Source organism: Halomonas salsilacus (assembly GCF_051216275.1).
In the GTDB taxonomy this organism is placed as follows: domain Bacteria; phylum Pseudomonadota; class Gammaproteobacteria; order Pseudomonadales; family Halomonadaceae; genus Halomonas.
The window spans coordinates 430,657-447,660 of sequence record NZ_JBPKAQ010000002.1; the positions used below are offsets into that span (position 1 = coordinate 430,657).

General features: G+C 64.8%; 15 protein-coding genes. All 15 read right to left on the reverse strand.

The genetic code is table 11. The features are described 5' to 3' along the window. Positions 1 to 57: 57 nt before the first annotated feature. The 15 genes from ACR80S_RS05460 to trmB all read right to left on the reverse strand — a co-directional run bounded on the left by ACR80S_RS05460 (position 58) and on the right by trmB (position 16,793). Positions 58 to 795, reverse strand: a complete 738-nt coding sequence (locus tag ACR80S_RS05460; protein ID WP_435399520.1) for a sulfite exporter TauE/SafE family protein — start codon at positions 793 to 795, stop codon at positions 58 to 60. Between the two features lie 132 nt (positions 796 to 927). Then, entirely contained in the window at positions 928 to 1,518 is a 591-nt protein-coding gene (locus ACR80S_RS05465) for a malonic semialdehyde reductase (protein ID WP_435402747.1), read from the reverse strand. A 101-nt stretch (positions 1,519 to 1,619) separates the two neighbouring features. Continuing rightward, the gene (locus tag ACR80S_RS05470) at positions 1,620 to 2,483 is read right to left on the reverse strand and encodes an intradiol ring-cleavage dioxygenase (protein ID WP_435399522.1); all 864 of its coding nucleotides are present in this window, start codon (positions 2,481 to 2,483) and stop codon (positions 1,620 to 1,622) included. Positions 2,484 to 2,487: 4 nt separating this feature from the next. Next, on the reverse strand, positions 2,488 to 3,405 hold the full coding sequence (locus tag ACR80S_RS05475; RefSeq protein WP_435399523.1) for an NAD(P)-dependent oxidoreductase: 918 nt from the start codon (positions 3,403 to 3,405) through the stop codon (positions 2,488 to 2,490). Continuing rightward, on the reverse strand, positions 3,402 to 4,766 hold the full coding sequence (locus tag ACR80S_RS05480) for an amidohydrolase family protein (protein WP_435399524.1): 1,365 nt from the start codon (positions 4,764 to 4,766) through the stop codon (positions 3,402 to 3,404). Before ACR80S_RS05480 ends, ACR80S_RS05475 begins: the two co-directional genes overlap by 4 nt. Then, positions 4,763 to 5,842, reverse strand: a complete 1,080-nt coding sequence (locus tag ACR80S_RS05485) for a maleylacetate reductase (RefSeq protein WP_435399525.1) — start codon at positions 5,840 to 5,842, stop codon at positions 4,763 to 4,765. The genes ACR80S_RS05480 and ACR80S_RS05485 overlap by 4 nt, the downstream gene beginning before the upstream one ends. Before the next feature lie 73 nt (positions 5,843 to 5,915). Then, on the reverse strand, positions 5,916 to 7,475 hold the full coding sequence (locus ACR80S_RS05490; protein WP_435399526.1) for a sugar ABC transporter ATP-binding protein: 1,560 nt from the start codon (positions 7,473 to 7,475) through the stop codon (positions 5,916 to 5,918). Continuing rightward, positions 7,472 to 8,431 carry an ABC transporter permease gene (locus ACR80S_RS05495; protein WP_435399527.1) on the reverse strand — a complete coding sequence of 320 codons (960 nt, stop codon included), beginning with the start codon at positions 8,429 to 8,431 and terminating at the stop codon, positions 7,472 to 7,474. The genes ACR80S_RS05490 and ACR80S_RS05495 overlap by 4 nt, the downstream gene beginning before the upstream one ends. 16 nt (positions 8,432 to 8,447) lie before the next feature. Beyond that, a complete protein-coding gene (locus ACR80S_RS05500; protein WP_435402748.1) occupies positions 8,448 to 9,365 on the reverse strand; it encodes an ABC transporter permease in 918 nt (305 codons plus the stop codon). A 209-nt stretch (positions 9,366 to 9,574) separates the two neighbouring features. Further along, complete coding sequence (locus ACR80S_RS05505) at positions 9,575 to 10,513, reverse strand: sugar ABC transporter substrate-binding protein (protein WP_435399529.1); 939 nt, start codon at positions 10,511 to 10,513, stop codon at positions 9,575 to 9,577. Positions 10,514 to 10,822: 309 nt separating this feature from the next. Beyond that, positions 10,823 to 13,810, reverse strand: coding sequence for a bifunctional [glutamate--ammonia ligase]-adenylyl-L-tyrosine phosphorylase/[glutamate--ammonia-ligase] adenylyltransferase (gene glnE / locus ACR80S_RS05510; protein WP_435402749.1), 2,988 nt, complete (start codon positions 13,808 to 13,810; stop codon positions 10,823 to 10,825). A gap of 79 nt (positions 13,811 to 13,889) precedes the next feature. Beyond that, positions 13,890 to 14,261 (reverse strand): diacylglycerol kinase, encoded by a 372-nt coding sequence (locus tag ACR80S_RS05515; RefSeq protein WP_435399531.1) that lies wholly within the window; start codon positions 14,259 to 14,261, stop codon positions 13,890 to 13,892. 31 nt (positions 14,262 to 14,292) lie between these two features. After that, complete coding sequence (gene dacB, locus ACR80S_RS05520) at positions 14,293 to 15,732, reverse strand: D-alanyl-D-alanine carboxypeptidase/D-alanyl-D-alanine endopeptidase (RefSeq protein ID WP_435402750.1); 1,440 nt, start codon at positions 15,730 to 15,732, stop codon at positions 14,293 to 14,295. A gap of 33 nt (positions 15,733 to 15,765) precedes the next feature. Beyond that, on the reverse strand, positions 15,766 to 16,098 hold the full coding sequence (locus tag ACR80S_RS05525; RefSeq protein WP_435402763.1) for a DMT family transporter: 333 nt from the start codon (positions 16,096 to 16,098) through the stop codon (positions 15,766 to 15,768). Beyond that, positions 16,095 to 16,793, reverse strand: a complete 699-nt coding sequence (trmB, locus tag ACR80S_RS05530; protein WP_435399550.1) for a tRNA (guanine(46)-N(7))-methyltransferase TrmB — start codon at positions 16,791 to 16,793, stop codon at positions 16,095 to 16,097. Before trmB ends, ACR80S_RS05525 begins: the two co-directional genes overlap by 4 nt. Between the last annotated feature and the right edge of the window lie 211 nt (positions 16,794 to 17,004).

Sequence of the window (17,004 nt, forward strand, 5' to 3'; positions counted from 1 at the left end):
GTAATGCACCAAGATAGCGCCGCCTGCCACACGAGTGTACACGCAGCGCCAACGCGGCTACCCCCAGCCGTCGACGATCAGCCGAATACCCAGCAAAATCAGGAGTATCAGGATGACGCGGAAGAAGAGCTCACCGCTCAGCCGCTTCTGTATGACCAGCCCCAGACGCACCCCCAGCCAGGCCATCGGGATCAGCAGCAGCGCAACGGTGAGGTTCTCGACGTTCAGCAGGCCGAGCATGCCATAGGGCACCAGCTTGACCAGGTTGGTGGCGGCCAGGAAGACCACCGCGGTCGCGAGGAACTGCTCCCGGGTGAGCCGGCGCTGCAGCAGGTAGACATTGAGTGGCGGCCCCCCGGCATGGGCGATGAAGCTGGTGAAGCCGGCGATACCGCCACACAGTCCGCCGATCCAGGTCGGCATGACCCGGCCACGGAAGGGCTTGAGCAGCCCCCACAGGCCGAAGAGGATCGAGAACACTCCCAGCAGCACCTTGAGAAGGTCCTCGTCGACGAGGCCATAGGTCAGGTAGCCGATCGCCACCCCCAGCACCGCCGGAGGAAACATCAGCCACAGGACGGCCCCCACCCGGTGGCGCCACCATGCCTTGAGGCTGAACATATCCATCACGATAAGAAGCGGCAGCATGACGGCCACCGCGAAGGCCGGGCTGGCCTTCAGCGAGATCAGCGGTACCGCCACCACCCCGACGCCGCCGGCGAAGCCCGATTTCGAGATGCCCGTAATCAGCACGGCGAGGATGATCAACACAATGAACTGCCAGTCGTACACCATGCGGGCCCCTGCTCTCTGAGCGCATATAAAAAAAGGGGCCGTGGCGATCACGGCCCAATCGGAGGATGGTATTGTCTCCCCTGAGGGGGATGCTTTATGGGGAGCCAGGGAGTCGACTCCCGGAAGACGGGATTACAGCACCTCGCAGACCTCCTCGAAGGTGAAGCGATCCTGGCGGGGGAAGAGCGCCGAGGCATCGCCGTACCCCAGGTTGCAGAGGAAGTTGCTCTTCACCTTGCCGTCGGGGAAGAACTCCTCATCCACGGCCGCATTGTTGAAGCCCGACATCGGCCCGGCATTCAGCCCAATTGCACGGGCGGCAAGAATGAAGTAGCCCCCCTGGATGGAGCTGTTCCTGAATGCCGTCGTGTTGATGAAGTCCGTCTTGCCCTCGAACAGCGACTTGGCATCCTTGTTGTGGGAAAACATGCGCGGAAGGTGCTGGTAAAACTCGGTATCGTAGCCCAGCACGGCCACCACGGGCGCCTTCATGGTCTTCTCCTGGTTGCCGGGCATCAGTGCCGGCTTGAGGCGCTTCTTGGCCGCCTCGCTCTTCAGGAAGAGCACACGAAGGGGCTGGCAGTTCATGGAGGTCGGGCCGAAATGCATCAGCTGGTACAGCTCGTGCAGCTTCTCATCGCTGACATCCTGATCCGTCCACACGTTGTGGGTGCGCGCCTCGGTGAACAGGGTCTCGATCGCATTTTTATCGATAACGGTCATGTTGCTTTCCTCTTTCTGGATGGTTCTTGATGGATGGTTCTTGATGGATGGTTTCGTCTTGCTGAATGGTGTTGGCGGAATGGTGTCGTCTTGCGATGGGACTAGATGCTCGCCTTCAGGCCGAAGTCGTAGGTCAGATGGCGGAAAGGAACGTCCATCGACCGTCCATCCGGTGCTCGTCCCGGCGGCAGCAGCTCATACTCCCTGACCAGGGAATCCTTGACCCCAAAGACGGCGTCGGAGTCGAGATAGGGGTCGTCCTCGGCAAAGATCTGGGTCACCAGGGTCTCGAAACCCTCGGCCATCAACATGAAGTGCACATGGGCGGGTCGGTAGGGATGTCGACCGGTGATCTCCAGCATCTTGCCGACCGGGCCATCGGTGGGGATCGGGTAGGGTGAAGGGGTCACCGTCCAGAAGGCATAGCGCCCTTGGTCGTCGGTGGTGAACCTGGCCCGCAGCGAGGCGCTCTCGAGTTCCTTCTGGACGTCGTAGAACCCTTCGCTGTCCGACTGCCAGACATCGATCACGACCTTGGCCAGTGGCTCGCCACGACCGTCATGCACCCGCCCCTCCACGAAGAAGGGCTCTCCCTCGACGTTCCAGTCGATCGATTCGCCCTGTGCGACCTCGGGCGGGTCGGCCACATAGAAGGGGCCCAGCACCGTGCTTTCCGACACCATGGGGTCCGAGGTCTGATGATTGATGGCGTCGACCAGCATCGTCACGCCCAGGGTATCGGAGAGCAGGATGAACTCCTGACGCTTGTCGTCGCACATCTGGCCGGTGCGGGTCAGGAAGTCGATGGCCTGGGTCCACTCCTCTTCGGTGGGTTCCACGTCACGGATGAAGGCATGCAGGTGGTTAACCAGGCTGTTCAGCACGCTTTTCAGGCGCTCGTCACTGCAGCCGGCGAACTGTTCGATCACGGCATCCGTGATGTTCACGGCATTCAGGTTTCGCATGTCATCATCCCCTGGCGCCGGCGGCGCCCTCGATGGCCGGCAACCCGGAAAGGCGCTCGGTGTGATGGATAGTGGCGATGTAGTCTTCCTCGCCGTGACCCGTGCCGATCAGCGAGCTGTAGGCCTCGCGCATCTGGGCGGCCAGGGGCACCGAGACACCGTCCCCGTGGGCACAGGCGAGTATCAGGTCGAGGTCCTTGGCCATCTGGGCGGCGGAGAAGGTGGACGTGAAGTCACGATCCTTGAGCGGCTGGGTCTTGTACTTGACCATCGGCGAGCCCACGGCGCTGTCGGCCATCAGGTCCAGCATCGCCTCCCACTGGATGTTGCCCTTGCGGGCCATCGCCAGGGCCTCGCCCATCATCCCCGCGCTCACCGCGATCATCAGGTTGATCGCCAGCTTGGCGTAGCGAGCCTGCTCGTCGTCACCGAGCCAGTACTGGGCCTTGGTGAAGGTGGCCATCACCGGCGCGGCATCATCCAGCGCCTCGCGCGGGCCGGAGACCATGGCCGACAGGGTGCCGGACTCGGCAGCGACGGGATTTCCCGACACCGGGCTGCGCAGGTAGGCGATGCCGCGCGCCTTGGCGGCCGCGGCCACCCTGGCGGAGGCCTCGATGCTGACGGTGCTGGTCTCGATCAGTACGCTGCCGGGGGCCATCTTCTCGACCAGTTTGCCGGCGTCAAGGCAGAGACCCAGCAAGGCCCGGTCATCGGGGATCGAGACAAACACCAGCTTGCAGCCCGCCACGGCTGAAGCCAGGTCCTCGCAGGGGGTGATCCCGGATTCAGACGCCAGCCTCATACGCTCACTGCTCAGGTCAAAGCCGTGAACTCGATGGCCGGCCTTCGCGATTCTTGCCGCCATCGGCAAGCCCAGCTTGCCGAGACCGACCCAGGCTACTTTGGTCGTCGTTGTCATTGTGATATCTCCTCGTGTTGCCGCGCCTGTAGCTCGGCATAGATGCGGCGACCGGAGGCCTCCAACTGGCTGATACCCTCCTCGACGCCTGCCAACAGCCTGCCGTTACGCTTTTGGAATTCACCCGCCACCATGACGCTGTCGACGTTGGCGAGACTGGCCTGCATGACGACGGTCGAGACCGGGTCGCTGACCGGCTGCATGTTCAGCAGGCCGCTGTCCAGCAGCACGATGTCGGCCTGCTTTCCCGGGGTCAGGCTGCCGATGCGCGCCTCCAGGCCCAGGGCGCGCGCGCCATCGAGGGTGATCCACGCCAGCGCCTCGCGGGTGCGGATGGTCGAGGTGACGGGAATGGTCCCCTGCTCACGGCGCGAGGTGTCGTTGTCCAGGGAGCGCTGCATACCCAGCGCCATGCGGGCGACCGTGAACATGTCACCGGAAATCACCGACTCGAGATCCACCCCCAGCGAGACCACACCGCCGTGCCGGCGAACCTGGCCGGTGATCGGGAAGCCATGCCCCTGGGTCATCTCGTTCTCGGGAGCGATGGAAAAGGTCACGCCCTGCTCGCAGAAGCGTGAGAGCTGACCGTCGTCCAGGCTCTGCCCGTGCACGATGTTGATATCCGGCCCCAGCAGCCCCTGCTCCTCGATCACGTCCCAGCCGCCAGGACTGACGGCCTTGCCGCCGCCCTGATGCATGGAGGCTACCAGCCCGAACTCCTTGGCCAGCGCGAAGTCCTCCAGGCTGACCTCCAGCGTGGAGTAGTGGGGGCCCAGGATGGCCATCCCCAGGGTCACCCGGGCGTCGGGATCGTCGAGTTCCCCCTTGAGCAGCCGTTCGACCTCGCCGCGGGGATGGGGGATCTCGCTGAAGTGCGGCTGGCCCGGCTTGGGGTCCGGCTTGGGCGAGCCATGGAAGAACAGCGCACGGATGCCGGACGCCTTGAGCCCGCGCACCGCCGCATCAGTATGCTCGGGGGTGGGGTTGTTGTGGCACCAGTCCCCCAGGGTAGTGGTACCGCAGTTGAGCTGATTGAGCGCTCCCATGCGAGTGGCGATATAGATGTCATCGGGGGTGAAGAGCGTCGCCAGGCCGCGATGCACATGGCCGAAATACTCGAGCAGCGTCCAGTTGGCGGCGACGCCGCGCAGGGCGGTCTGCCAGGTGTGCATATGGGCGTTGACCAGTCCGGGGATCAGGATGCCGCCCCGGCAGTCGACCACCTCGGCCCCCTCCGTTGGGAGGTCATGGCCCACGGCCAGGATCCGGTCATCTTCCACCAGCACCTGGCCATCGCGCAGTTCACCGAGTTCGGGGTCCATGGTCACGACGGTGGCATGGGTCAGCAGGGTCTTCATCGGCTCGCTCCCTCCTCGCTGGCCGGCCGGCGACCGACCAGGGCATGGCTCAGCAGGCGATGGATGCCCTCGGCCTCGACCTCGCGAGGATTCCAGTAGGGGTTCCGGGTGGCGATCTCGGTAGCACGCTCGACATCACTCTGCTTGAAACCAATCGCCTCCAGCGCCGTGGGCGCGCCGACCGCCCGGGCCAGGTCGAAGAGCCCGGCGGCGGGATTCTCGCAGTCCAGCGCCCGGGCGATGCGCAACATCGCCTCGGGGGCCGCCGGGGCGTTGTAGGCCACCGCATGAGGCAGCACGATGGTGTGGGTCTCGGCATGAGGCAGGTCGAAGGAGCCGCCCAGGGTGTGGCAGAGCTTGTGGTGCAGCGACATGCCCACCGCGCCCAGGCAGCTACCGCACAGCCAGGCGCCATACAGGGCGTCGGAACGCGCCTCGGCGTTGGCCGGGTCTGTGGCGATCACCGGCAGGCTCCTGGCCAGCGCCGCGATGCCCTCCTCCGCCATCAGCGAGATCACCGGGTTGCGATCGCGGGCGTAGAGCGCCTCCACCGCATGGGCGATGGCATTGATGCCACTGGTGCCGGACATCCCCGCGGGCAGCGAGAGGGTCAGGTCGACGTCATAGATTACCGTCTCGGGCAGCACGTCCAGGGTGCGCTGGGTGGTCTTGATACCGTCGCGCGTCTCGCCGAGGATCGGCGTCATCTCGGAGCCGGCATAGGTCGTCGGGATGACCACCTGGGGCAGCCCGGTGCGCAGCGCGATGGCCTTGCCCAGGCCAATGGTCGAACCGCCACCGATGGCCACGGTGCAGTCAACACTCAGCTCCTTGACCACCCGCATGGCATCCTCGGTGATCTCGACCGGCGTGTGCATGGCCGCCTCGGCATACAGGCCGACCCCACGCGCTCCGAGTTGCTCCAGCACCGCGCGTGCCTGGTCCTGCTGCTGGGGGGTCGCCAGCACCAGGGCTCGACGGCATCCAAGCTGCTCGATTTCCCCAGCGAGGCACGACAGGGTTCCCTGGCCGAATACCACACGCGATGGCAGGCCATGATAGACAAAGGGTTGCATGGTTCTGTCCTCAGACATTGAAGGTGCATGTCGGCGCCCCGCTGGGCGCCGCGAGGGCGGCAGGCAAACCCGCCTAGCCGGTAGCTACCGCCGGCGATGGCTTACCCATTCCGGTAATTGCCTGCACCAGCTCGTCCTCGCTGACACTGTCGCCGTCGAACTCGGCGGTGACCCGGCCGTCGTACATGGCGATGATGCGATTGCTCAGGCCGAGCACTTCCGGCATCTCCGAGGAGATCACCAGCACCGCGTAGCCCGACTTGGCGAGATCCTTGACCAGGGCGTGAATCTCCGCCTTGGAGCCGACATCGATCCCGCGGGTCGGCTCGTCGAGGATCAGCAGCTTGGGATGGGTATGCAGCCACTTGCCGATGACGATCTTCTGCTGGTTGCCGCCACTCAGGTTGCCGACCTTCTGGCGCCAGCTGGGCGTCTTGATCTTCATCGCCTGGTGGTACTTGTCGTAGACGCTGCGCTCGGCTGCGCCCTGCATGAAGCCCATCGAGGAGACGGTGCTCAGCCCGGCCAGGGTCATGTTGTCCCGGCAGTTCATGCCCAGAATCAGCCCCTGGTCCTTGCGATCCTCCGGGACCAGAGCGATACCTGCGGCCACGGCGTCGTGGGTGTTGCGAAAGTTCACCACCTCACCATCCAGCACCACCTCACCCGCCAGGGGAGTGCGTAGCCCGAAGATGGTCTCGGCCACCTCGGAGCGGCCCGCCCCCACCAGGCCGTACATGCCGACGATCTCGCCCTTGCGGACGTTGAAGCTGACATCCTCGAAGATCCGCTTCACCGTGAGGTTGCGCAGCTCGAGCATGTTCTCGCCGAATTCGGTGGGCTTGCTGGCATGGTCGAGTTCCAGGCTGCGGCCGATCATCATCCGCGTGACCTCGTCCTCGTGGGTGTCGCAGGTATTCACCGTGCCGGTGTACTCGCCATCACGTAGCACCGAGATGCGATGGGAGAGGTAGAAGATTTCGTCCATGCGGTGCGAGATGTAGACGATCCCCACCCCCTGCTCGCAGAGCGAGTGGATCACGTCGTAGAGCACCGGCTTCTCGTGGTCGGTCAGCGACGCCGTGGGCTCGTCGAACACCACTACGCGGGGGGTGAAGACCAGCGCCCGGCCAATTTCGACCATCTGCTTCTTGGCGATCGACAGCGAGCCCACCAGGTCATCGTGATGGAAGCTGCACTTGAGGGTCTCGAGGATCCTGTTGGTGTCCTCGCGCAGCTTGCGCCAGTCGACCCGGTTGCCCCACTTCTTCGGCAGGCTGCCGAGGAAGATGTTCTCGGCCACCGTCATCTCCGGCACCAGCGACTGCTCCTGGTGGATCAGTACTACCCCGGCGCGCTTGGCATGCTTGGGATTCTCGAAGGCCATCTCCTCACCCCCGAGCACGATCGTCCCCTCGTTGGCCTGGTGCTTGCCCGCCAGCACCTTCATCAGGGTCGACTTCCCGGCACCGTTCTCGCCGAGAAGGGCATGGACCTCGCCGGGGCGAACATCGAAGTCGACCTTGTTGAGTGCCACCACCCCGGGAAAGCGCTTGGTGATGCCTTCGAGCTTGAGGACCGGGTCGGCATCGATCGGCTGGCGTTGGCCAGTGCTGGCTTGGACGGAAGTCATATCCGCACCTCCTTGGTCGACGGCACATTGAGTTTCTTGTCGATGATCAGCACCGAGATCAGGATCACGCCGAGCACGACCAGCACATAGAAGGCCGGCACCTGCATCAGATTCATGCCGTTGCGCAGGATGCCGATGGCCAGTACGCCCCCCAGGGTGCCGACGATGCTGCCGTAGCCGCCGGTGAGTTTGGTGCCGCCGAGCACCACCGCGGTGATGGTCCACAGCTCGTAGTCACGCCCGAGGTTTGGGGTGGCCGCGCCCATCTGGCTGGCCAGCAGGACCCCGGCCAATGCGGAAAAGAATCCGACAATGATGAAGTTCATCGTCATGTGGCGGCCCATGCGGATGCCGGCATCGATGGAGGCCTCGGGGTTGCCGCCCACGGCGAAGGTATTGCGGCCATGGCCGGTGCGGGTCAGCACCAGATGCATCACCAGGGTGCAGAGCAGGAAGATGATCGCCAGCACCGGGAACGGACCGATGGTGCTGGCACCGAAGTCCGCGAAGGCAAAGTTCATCGAGTAGAAGGACTGCTCGCCGGTGTAGAGGAAGATCAGCCCGCGGATACCCAGCATGGCGCCGAGCGTGACGATGAAGGCGTTGACCCCGGTCTTCCACACCACCAGGCCGTTGATCGCCCCGAGCACGATGCCCGACGCCAGCGCCGCAATGATCGCGATGGTCAGTCCGTAGTCCTGAAGCCCCACCGCCAGTGAAGCCGCCAGCCCGAGAATCGCGCCAACCGACAGGTCGATGTTGCCGTTGATCATCACCAGGGTCATGCCGAGTGCGATCAGGCCGATGGTCGAGGTCTGGATCAGGATATTGGTGATGTTACCCAGCGACAGGAAGTACTCCGACATGAAGCTGAAGAAGATGAAGATGGCGATGACGAAGAGCCAGATCGGCTGGATGGCCGTCTTGCCGCGGAAGAAACCTTTGAGTGAAATCATGCGTGATGCCTCCGCGTCATGAGTGGGTCGTCAGCAAGCGCTTGCGCTTGTTGGCGAGGTCCAGCCAGACGGCCAGGATGATGATGACCCAGGTCACGATCCACTGGGTGTAGTAGGGGTAGCCCATCAGCAGCAGGCCGTTCTGAATGAAGCCGAGGATCAACACACCGATCACCGTCTTCCAGATGCTGCCGGCGCCCCCGAGCAGGCTGGTTCCGCCCAGGATGATGCCGGCGAGTACCAGCAGCTCGTAGCCCTGGCCCACGTTGTTCTGGGAACCCATGACCCGAGAGCCGAGCACCAGGGCGGCACAGGCCACGCAAAAGGCCGAGATCAGGTAGGTGCTGAATACGACCCAGTTCTTGCGAATACCCGAGTAGACGGCCGCCATGGGGTTGCCACCGACGGCGAAGATGCGCCGACCGTAGCTGGTACGGGACATGACGATCTGCACCACGATAGCCAATAGCCCGAAGAGCAGGATCGGAACGGCAATACCTGCCACGTATCCGCGACCGAAGAAGGCGAACCAAGTACCGTCCTGGTTGGCGATATCCACGTTCTGTCCACCGCTGTAGATCAACACCAACCCCTGTATGACGGAGAGCATGGCCAGCGTCACGATCAACGAGTTGAGGCGCATCAGACCGATCAGGAAGCCGTTCACGGCGCCGAGAAGCAGGGTAAAGGCGAACATCACCAGGATGGCATTCATCGGTCCGATCTTGTCGTGAAGATCGACCACCAGCACGGTGGAAAATGACAGCATCGAGCCCACGGAAAGATCCAGGTTTCCACCGATGATCACGACCGTCACGCCAACGGCGATGATGCCGATGATCGACGCCTGCCGAACGACGGTCATGATGTTCGACTGGGAGAGGAACTGCTCGGAAAATAACGAGAAGACGAACATGCTTAAAAGAAAGAACACCAGGATACCCTGGGCGGAGAGAAAGCTGAGAATTCCCGCGCGACTGATTCTTCCCTTCAAGAACTGTTGTTTGGTTTGTTCTGCAGAAGCCATGTTAATCACCTGTCGTGGTATGGCCTTGCGCAAGGAGTGATTGCGCCCAGGCCAGTCCTGAGGCCCGGAGCACTCGTCGCTTACGCGAATCCTGCCCCGGGCAGCACACCGTTTCGTCAGAAGACGGGACGGTCGAACTCTTCCAGGTTCTCGGCGGTGATCTTCGGGGTCTCGAAGAAGTTCATCTTCGGCACTTCCTCGCCGGCGAGCACATCCAGGGCTGTCTGCAGGGCCGCTTCGGCATCATCCACCGGGGACTGGTAGATGGAGCCGTAGTATTCGCCGCGCTCGATGGCGTCATAGCCTACGGCGAAATTGGTGGCGCCGATGAATACGATCTCTTCAGCCCGTCCTGCACCCTTGGCGGCATTCAGGGCGCCAACACCCATGTTGTCGTCACCGGAATAGACGCCGTCGATACGATCATATTTGGTCAGGAAGTCTTCCATGACACGCTGGGCACGCTCTCGGTTCCAGTTGCCCGGCTGGGTTTCCATCAGCTCGACATCCGGACACAGTTCGGCAAGACGCTCCTCGAAGCCCCCTGCCCGCTCCATGGCCGTCGTGTAGCCCGGCTGTCCGGAAATCTGCACGATCTGACCCTCACCCTCCAGGGCATCGCACATCATCTCGGCCGATGAGGTGCCTTGCTGAACGTTGTCCGGTCCGGAAAAGGCGGCGATGAAATCAAGTCCCGCTTCGGCAATCTTTGAGTTGGTCACGACGACCGGGATGCCGGCATTATGGGCTTGGCGAATGGCGGGAATGACCGCTTGTCCATTGGTTGGCCAGATGATAATGGCGTCAACCTGTTGCTGCACGAGGTCCTGCATCTGGCCGATCTGGCGCGCCACATCTCCCCCGGCATCCAGCACCACGATATCGATATTACCAGCGGCCTCTGCGGCTTCCACGAAGGCTCTTTCATAGGTCGTCTGGTAGCTGTCGACGCCGACATTATTCTGGGTGATACCGATCCGATAGGAGGTGTCGGCGTGGGCGATACTCGAGGTAATGGCTATGACACTGGCTGCTAGCGCTGTCTTGTAGAACATCTCGTCACCTGTTGTTGTAATGACTGTTGTAATGACTGTTGTAATGATTTGTTGTAATGAACATCCGGCATTACTCGGCTGACAAGGACGTTTGCCTGTCAGGGTGATTGCAGCTTATGGGCTGGAGGGAACTCGCGGCAACGAGGCGGGAAGGGAGAAATGACCATTCTGGTTATTTTCTCCATGGCGTTTCAGCGGCGAAGCGACACGAGACAGGCCCCGGCCATGGAGACGGTCGGGACGCATATCACGACTGAGGGCTGCCAGGGCAGGCGCGGGGTTGGTGGATGGGGCGTATCCCGCCGAAGGTCAGGACGTCGGCGTCTGCGGCTCCAGCAGCCGTTGCCAGGCCTCGATCACCACCCGGCGGTGATCCTCGAAGGCGTCATTGCACCCACGCACAGGCTCGCGGGTCAGCGAGGCGCGATGGGCGGCGCTGCGCAGGGCCAGGTAGGCGTCGCGCAGACGCTGGCACTCCCGGGCCGGCAGGCGCTCAGTGGCCTCCAGAGTCTCGAGGATGCGCATGTTATCGCTCCACTGCAGCAACTCCGGCGTCTCGTGGCCCATGGCCAGCACCGCGTACTGGCACAGGAACTCGATATCGACCATGCCACCCGGGTCGTGCTTGAGGTCGAACTCCCCCTCTTCGCTCTTGCCGCCCAGGTGGTCGCGCATCTTGTGGCGCATCTTGACCACTTCCTCGCGTAGCGCCTCTCTCTCCCGCTCGCGACCGAGAATCTCGCCACGAATGGCATCGAAGCCCCCGGCCAGGCGCGCATGGCCGGCCACCACTCGGGCACGCACCAGCGCCTGGTGCTCCCAGGTCCAGGCATCGCGGCGCTGGTAGTCGGCGAAGGCGTTCAGCGAACTGACCAGCAGCCCCGAGTTGCCGGAGGGGCGCAGCCGCATGTCCACCTCATAGAGGGTGCCGGCGGGCGTCACCGCGGTGAGCAGGTGGATGATGCGCTGCCCCAGGCGGGTGAAGAAGACCCCGTTGTCCAGTGGGCGTTTGCCATCGGTACTGCCCTGGGTGGCACCGTCGTGGATGAACACCAGATCCAGGTCCGAGCCGTAGCCCAACTCGATTCCGCCCAGCTTGCCGTAGCCGACCACCAGGAAGGCCGGCTCGACACCGGCACGGGCACCGTCGGCCAGCTCAGGGAAACCGTGCTTGCGGGTCAGGTGCTTCCAGGCCATGGCCAGCACCGCCTCGAGGATCACCTCGGCGATGTAGGTAAGGTAGTCGCTCACCTTCATCAGATGGCGGGTGCCGGCGATGTCGGAGGCCGCCACATGCAGCACCTGGGCGTGCTTGAAGACCCGCAGCGACTCGAGCTGGGCCTCCTCGTCCTCCTCGGGAAGGCGCGCCAGGGTCTGGCGCAGCTCGTCGGCCAGCAGCGCCTTGTCGGCGGGGGTATAGAGGGTCTCCGGGGTCAGCAGCTCATCGAGCAGGATCGGGTAGCGGGCTAGCTGCTCGGCGATCCAGGGGCTCCCCGAGCAGAGCGTCATCAGGTGGCCCAAGGCGTCAGGATTCTCGCGCAGCAGCGCCAGGTAGGCGGTGCGCCGCAGCACCGACTCGACCAGCGGCAGCACGCGTTCCAGCGCGGCATCCGGCGCCTCGCTCTCCACCACGGCATCCAGCAGCATCGGCACGAGCGCCTCGAGCCGCTCGAAACCGATGCGCTGCATGCCCTGCACCTGGCGGGAATGATAGAGGGTGGCGATTCGGCGACCCGCCGCGGCGGAGTCGTCAAACCCGGCCTCCTCCAGCAGCTCGGCCACCTCCTCCTCATCGAGTTCGCCGCGCCACAGCGCCCGCCACTGTTCCAAGGGAATACCGCCGGCCTCCTCCTGCGCGGCCTCCACCACCTCCTCCTCGGGGTCGGCGATCACCGCATCGAAGTGCTGGCGGACCCGGGCCCGCACCTCATCGAGCCTGGCCATGAGCGCCGGCCAGTCCTCCATGTCCAGCGCAAGTGCGACCCGTTCACGGTCGAGGTCGTCGTCGGGCAGGCTCTGAGTCTGGCGATCCTCCAGAGCCTGAAGGGCGTGTTCGAGATCACGCAGAAAGGCGTAGTCGGGCGTCAGCTCGTCGACAACCTCGGCGGGCAGCAGGCCCAGCGCCGGCAGCCGCTCGAGCGCCGTCTTCAGCGAGGTCACCTGCAGCTCAGTGTCGCGGCCGCCACGGATCAGCTGGAAGGCCTGCACCACGAACTCCACCTCGCGGATGCCGCCGGGGCCGAGCTTGATGTTGCCCTCCATGCCCTTGCGGCGCACCTCCCGGTTGATCATCGCCTTGAGTTCGCGCAGCGACTCGATGGCGCCGAAGTCCAGGTAGCGGCGATAGACGAAGGGTCGCAGGCTGGCCAGCAGCTCGCCGCCGGCGCCGAGATCCCCGGCCACGGGGCGCGCCTTGAGCATGGCGTAGCGCTCCCACTCGCGCCCCTGGTCCTGGTAGTAACCGGCCAGGGACGAGAAGCTGCCCACCAGGGGGCCGCCGTCGCCCAGCGGGCGCAGCCGCATGTCGACCCGGAAGGCGAAGCCGTCGGCGGTCACCGCGTCCAGGGCGCCGATCAGCCGCTGACCCAGCTTGGTGAAGTACTCCTGATGTTCCAGGGACGTGCGCCCCCCTTCGGTCTCGCCCTTCTCGGGGAAGGCGAAGATGAGGTCGATATCGGACGAGAGGTTGAGCTCACCGGCGCCGAGCTTGCCCATGCCCAGCACCACCAGGCGCTGCTCGCTTCCGTCGCGACGCAGGGCGGGCCGGCCCCAGCGCGGCTCCAGGAAGCGCTCGAGCCAGCCCAGGGCACTTTCCAGGCAGGTCTCGGCCAGCCGCGACACCGCCGCCGCCGTGGCCCACATGTCGATGCCCTCGGGGCGGGTGAGATCGCGCCACACGATGCCGACCATGCGCGCGCGGCGAAAGCGGCGAATGGCGGCCTGCATGGCGGCCTCGTCCTCGGCCGACTCCAGGCGCTCCTCGAGCCAGCTGCGCAGGCTCTCGGCGTCGGGGGTGATATCCAGCTCACCGCTGGCATCCAGATGGAGCAGCCACTCCGGGTAACGCACCAGGGTCTCGGCCACGAACTCGGAGATCGCCAGCACCCGGGCCAGTTGCTCACGACGGGATACACAGAGCCCCAGCCAGTCCTCCAGCGGCGACTCCCGCCCGGCCATGTCGGCGAGGTTGTCGGCCTGGGCCAGGGCCTCCACCAGTCGCTCACGGCTGCGCGCAAGTGTCGCCTTCAGGGGCTCGGGAATGTCGATCAACGGCAGGAAGTCATCGGGCAGTGGCATGGGGATCTCGCATCGGGGTGGCGAATGCCCTCAGCATAGCGAAGCCCGGGCACCAAGGGCACCCGGCACGATGGTGGAATCAGCCGAGCAGCTTCTGGCCGGCCAGCAACAGCCAGGTTAGCCCGACCAGGGCCAGCGACACCATGACCGCCGCGGAGCCCAGGTCCTTGGCACGCCCGGAGAGCTCGTGATGCTCCGGGCCAATGCGGTCCACCACGCACTCGATGGCGCTGTTGACCAGTTCCACCACCAGCACCAGCAGGCAGCTGCCGATCAGCAGGATCCACTCCACCGGGCCCTGGCCGATCCACCAGGCCAGCGGCAGCAGCAGCACGCAGAGGGCCAGCTCCTGGCGGAAGGCCGACTCGTGTCGCCAGGCGGCCTTGAGCCCCTTGAGGGAGTAGCGGGTGGAGTGCATCAGGTGCCGCCAGCCGGTATGTCCGGGTTTCATCGCGAGTTCCTCAGGGTGGAAGCCAGGTCGCTCAGTGGGTATCGATCATCCGCTCGAGATCCACGGCGAGCGGGTCCAGCACCTCCGACCAGCTCAGGTAGGGAGTGCTGCCCGTGCCGTTGATCAGTGCGGTAAACACGCCCCAGCGACCGCTGCGGGTGCGGAAGTAGCCGCTGATGGCACGCACCGCCACCGGCTGATTGAGGGTGCCTGTCTTGAGCATGACGTGGTGCTGGAAGGTGGATGAGCCCCGACGGATGAAGCGCATCACCCCGTTGCCGGGAGACTGCAGGGTGGCCACGAAGTTCGGAAACAGCGACGGGCGATGGAACATGCTCGCCAGCAGCGCATTAGCGCCCCGCGCCGAGGTGCGGTTCTCGGTGGTCAGGCCGCTGCCGCTGAGCAGGGTCACCGGGCCGTGGTCGGGAATGCCCGCCACGAACTGTTCGATGGCCGCCCCGCCCAGCCGCAGGTCGGCGCGGGGCGTCTCGACCAGGTTCAAGGCCAGGGTATCGGCCATGAAGTTGTTGGAGTAGTTCATCACCCGCAGCAGCAGCTCCTGGAGCGGCTTGCCCTCCACCGCGGCCAGGGTGCGGGCACCGGCAGGCGGGTCGGCCTGGGTGGTATCGGCACCCTCACGCACCACGATGCCGGCCTGGTCGAGCATTGCCAGCAGGGTCATGGCCATCTGGTCGGCGGGGTCGGAGCTCGCCCGATAGATGTCCCGGGGGCGCGCATTGGTGGAAATCTGGCCGCTCAACACCATGACGTCATGGCCGTCCAGAGTGACACGCTCGGCACGCAGCTCGGTGCCGCTGTTGTCGGGGCGTGTTTGCACCCGATTGTCGATGCGCAGGATGGCCGCCTGGCTGTCGCAGCCAGTCACCCGGGCGGCGTCTCCAGGAGCAGCGCCAGGGGCCACGCCGACACACCAACTGCCGTAGTTGACCCCGGCCGAGGAGAGCAGCGCGCTGTAGGCGTTGGCAGAGCGCTTTCGGGCCTGGCAGCGGTCGGTGGTGATGCACTCCACTGGCCCGAAGCGCCACTGACTGACCACTAGCCGGCCGTCCACCTCGCGGACGCCGGCTTGGGAGAGCCGCTGTACCAGACGCCAAAGGTCCTCGGTGGTGAGCGCCGGGTCCCCGCCTCCGTCAAGGACCAGATCCCCCTTGAGCACACCAGCAGCGTCCGGGCGCGCTGTGCTGACCAGCCGGGTGGTGAAGCGATGCTGGGGCCCCCAGCGATCCAGGGCTGCCGCCGCCAGGTAGCTCTTGGTCACCGAGGCCGGCGAGAGCTGACGCTCGGGCCCGATGGACCCGAGCACCGAAGCATCGTCGATCAGGCGCGCTTCGGCGCTGATCAGAAAGCCCTTGTCAGCCAGGCGGCCCAGTTGGGCGAAGCCCGAGGCCTGGGCGACCATTGGCAGCACGCAGAGGATGAAGAAAAACAGCTTCGACAGGCGACGACGCATGGCAGCACCACAGGTTGGGTGAGGGTTGAAAGATCAGTGCGAGGAGATCGACGAGAACAGCTGGATGGTTACCACCCCAGCCAAGATCAGGCCGATGCCGATCACCGCCGGCAGGTCGGGACACTGGCCGTAGACTACTACCCCCACCACGGCGACCAGCACGATGCCCAGTCCCGCCCAGATGGCGTAGGCGATGCCCACCGGAATCGTGCGCAGCACCAGGGAGAGCATGTAGAAGGCCACCCCATAGCCGACCACCACCAGCAGACTCGGCCACAGGCGGGTAAAGCCTTCGGTCGCCTTGAGCGCGCTGGTGGCGATCACCTCTGCCACGATGGCCAGCGCCAGGTAGACGAAGGCCATCAGACCTCTCCCCCGCCGGGCACCAGGCCAGGATCATAGGGCAACTCGACCGCGAGCTTCCACAGCATCTGACCGCTGGCGTGGTACTTCTTCTCGAAGGGCGTCAGGGGATCCCCCTTCGGCTCGTGGATGACCACCTGGGCCTCACGGCCCGTGACCTGGTGCACGGCCAGGGCGAACTCTTCCACGTAGAGCCGCCAGTTGGAACGCAGCTCCAGCCGGCCGCCGAGGGCGAGGATCGCCGGCAGGACCGGATGCCCCTGCCAGCGCATCTTGAGATGGGCCGCCTTGGGGTAGGGGTTGGGATAGAGCAGATAGTGGCGCACGGGCCGCCAGCCATCTGCCAGCGCCAGGCGCCAGAAGTCCACCAGGTCGGCGCGCACCAGCAGGGCATTGTCGGACAGCGAGCCGTACTCACGGCTCAGTCGGCTCTCGCTGCGATCCACGCCGATCAGCGCATGGGCCGGGAAGCGTGCCGCCAAGCGGCGGGTCGAGAGCCCCACCCCGCAGCCGGCATCCAGGATCAGCGGGATCCCCGAACGGGCGGCCAGCCATGTCCTTGCCGACGCGAAGGCCGTCCGGGTATGCTCCGCCACCGGCTTGCGCAGTGGATGCTCCAGCGCACGCGTCACCCGCCTGGCCAGGTCCTCGTGGGGGCCTTGCTGGTTGGTGTCGATGGAACGGGAACTGGCATGCATGGCGGCACCGCAGAATCGAATGAGCGACGATTCTAGCAGCCCGGTCGAGGTGCTGAAACGCGAAAAGCCCCGCCTTCTTTCGAGGGCGGGGCTTTTCTATTATAGGTGCCCAACGATGGCTTGGCCGGCACTCCGGGACTCTCCATGGGGAGGCCTCTAAAACGACGAAACCCCGGCCTCTTACGAGGCTGGGGTTTCTGAAAAGGAGCCT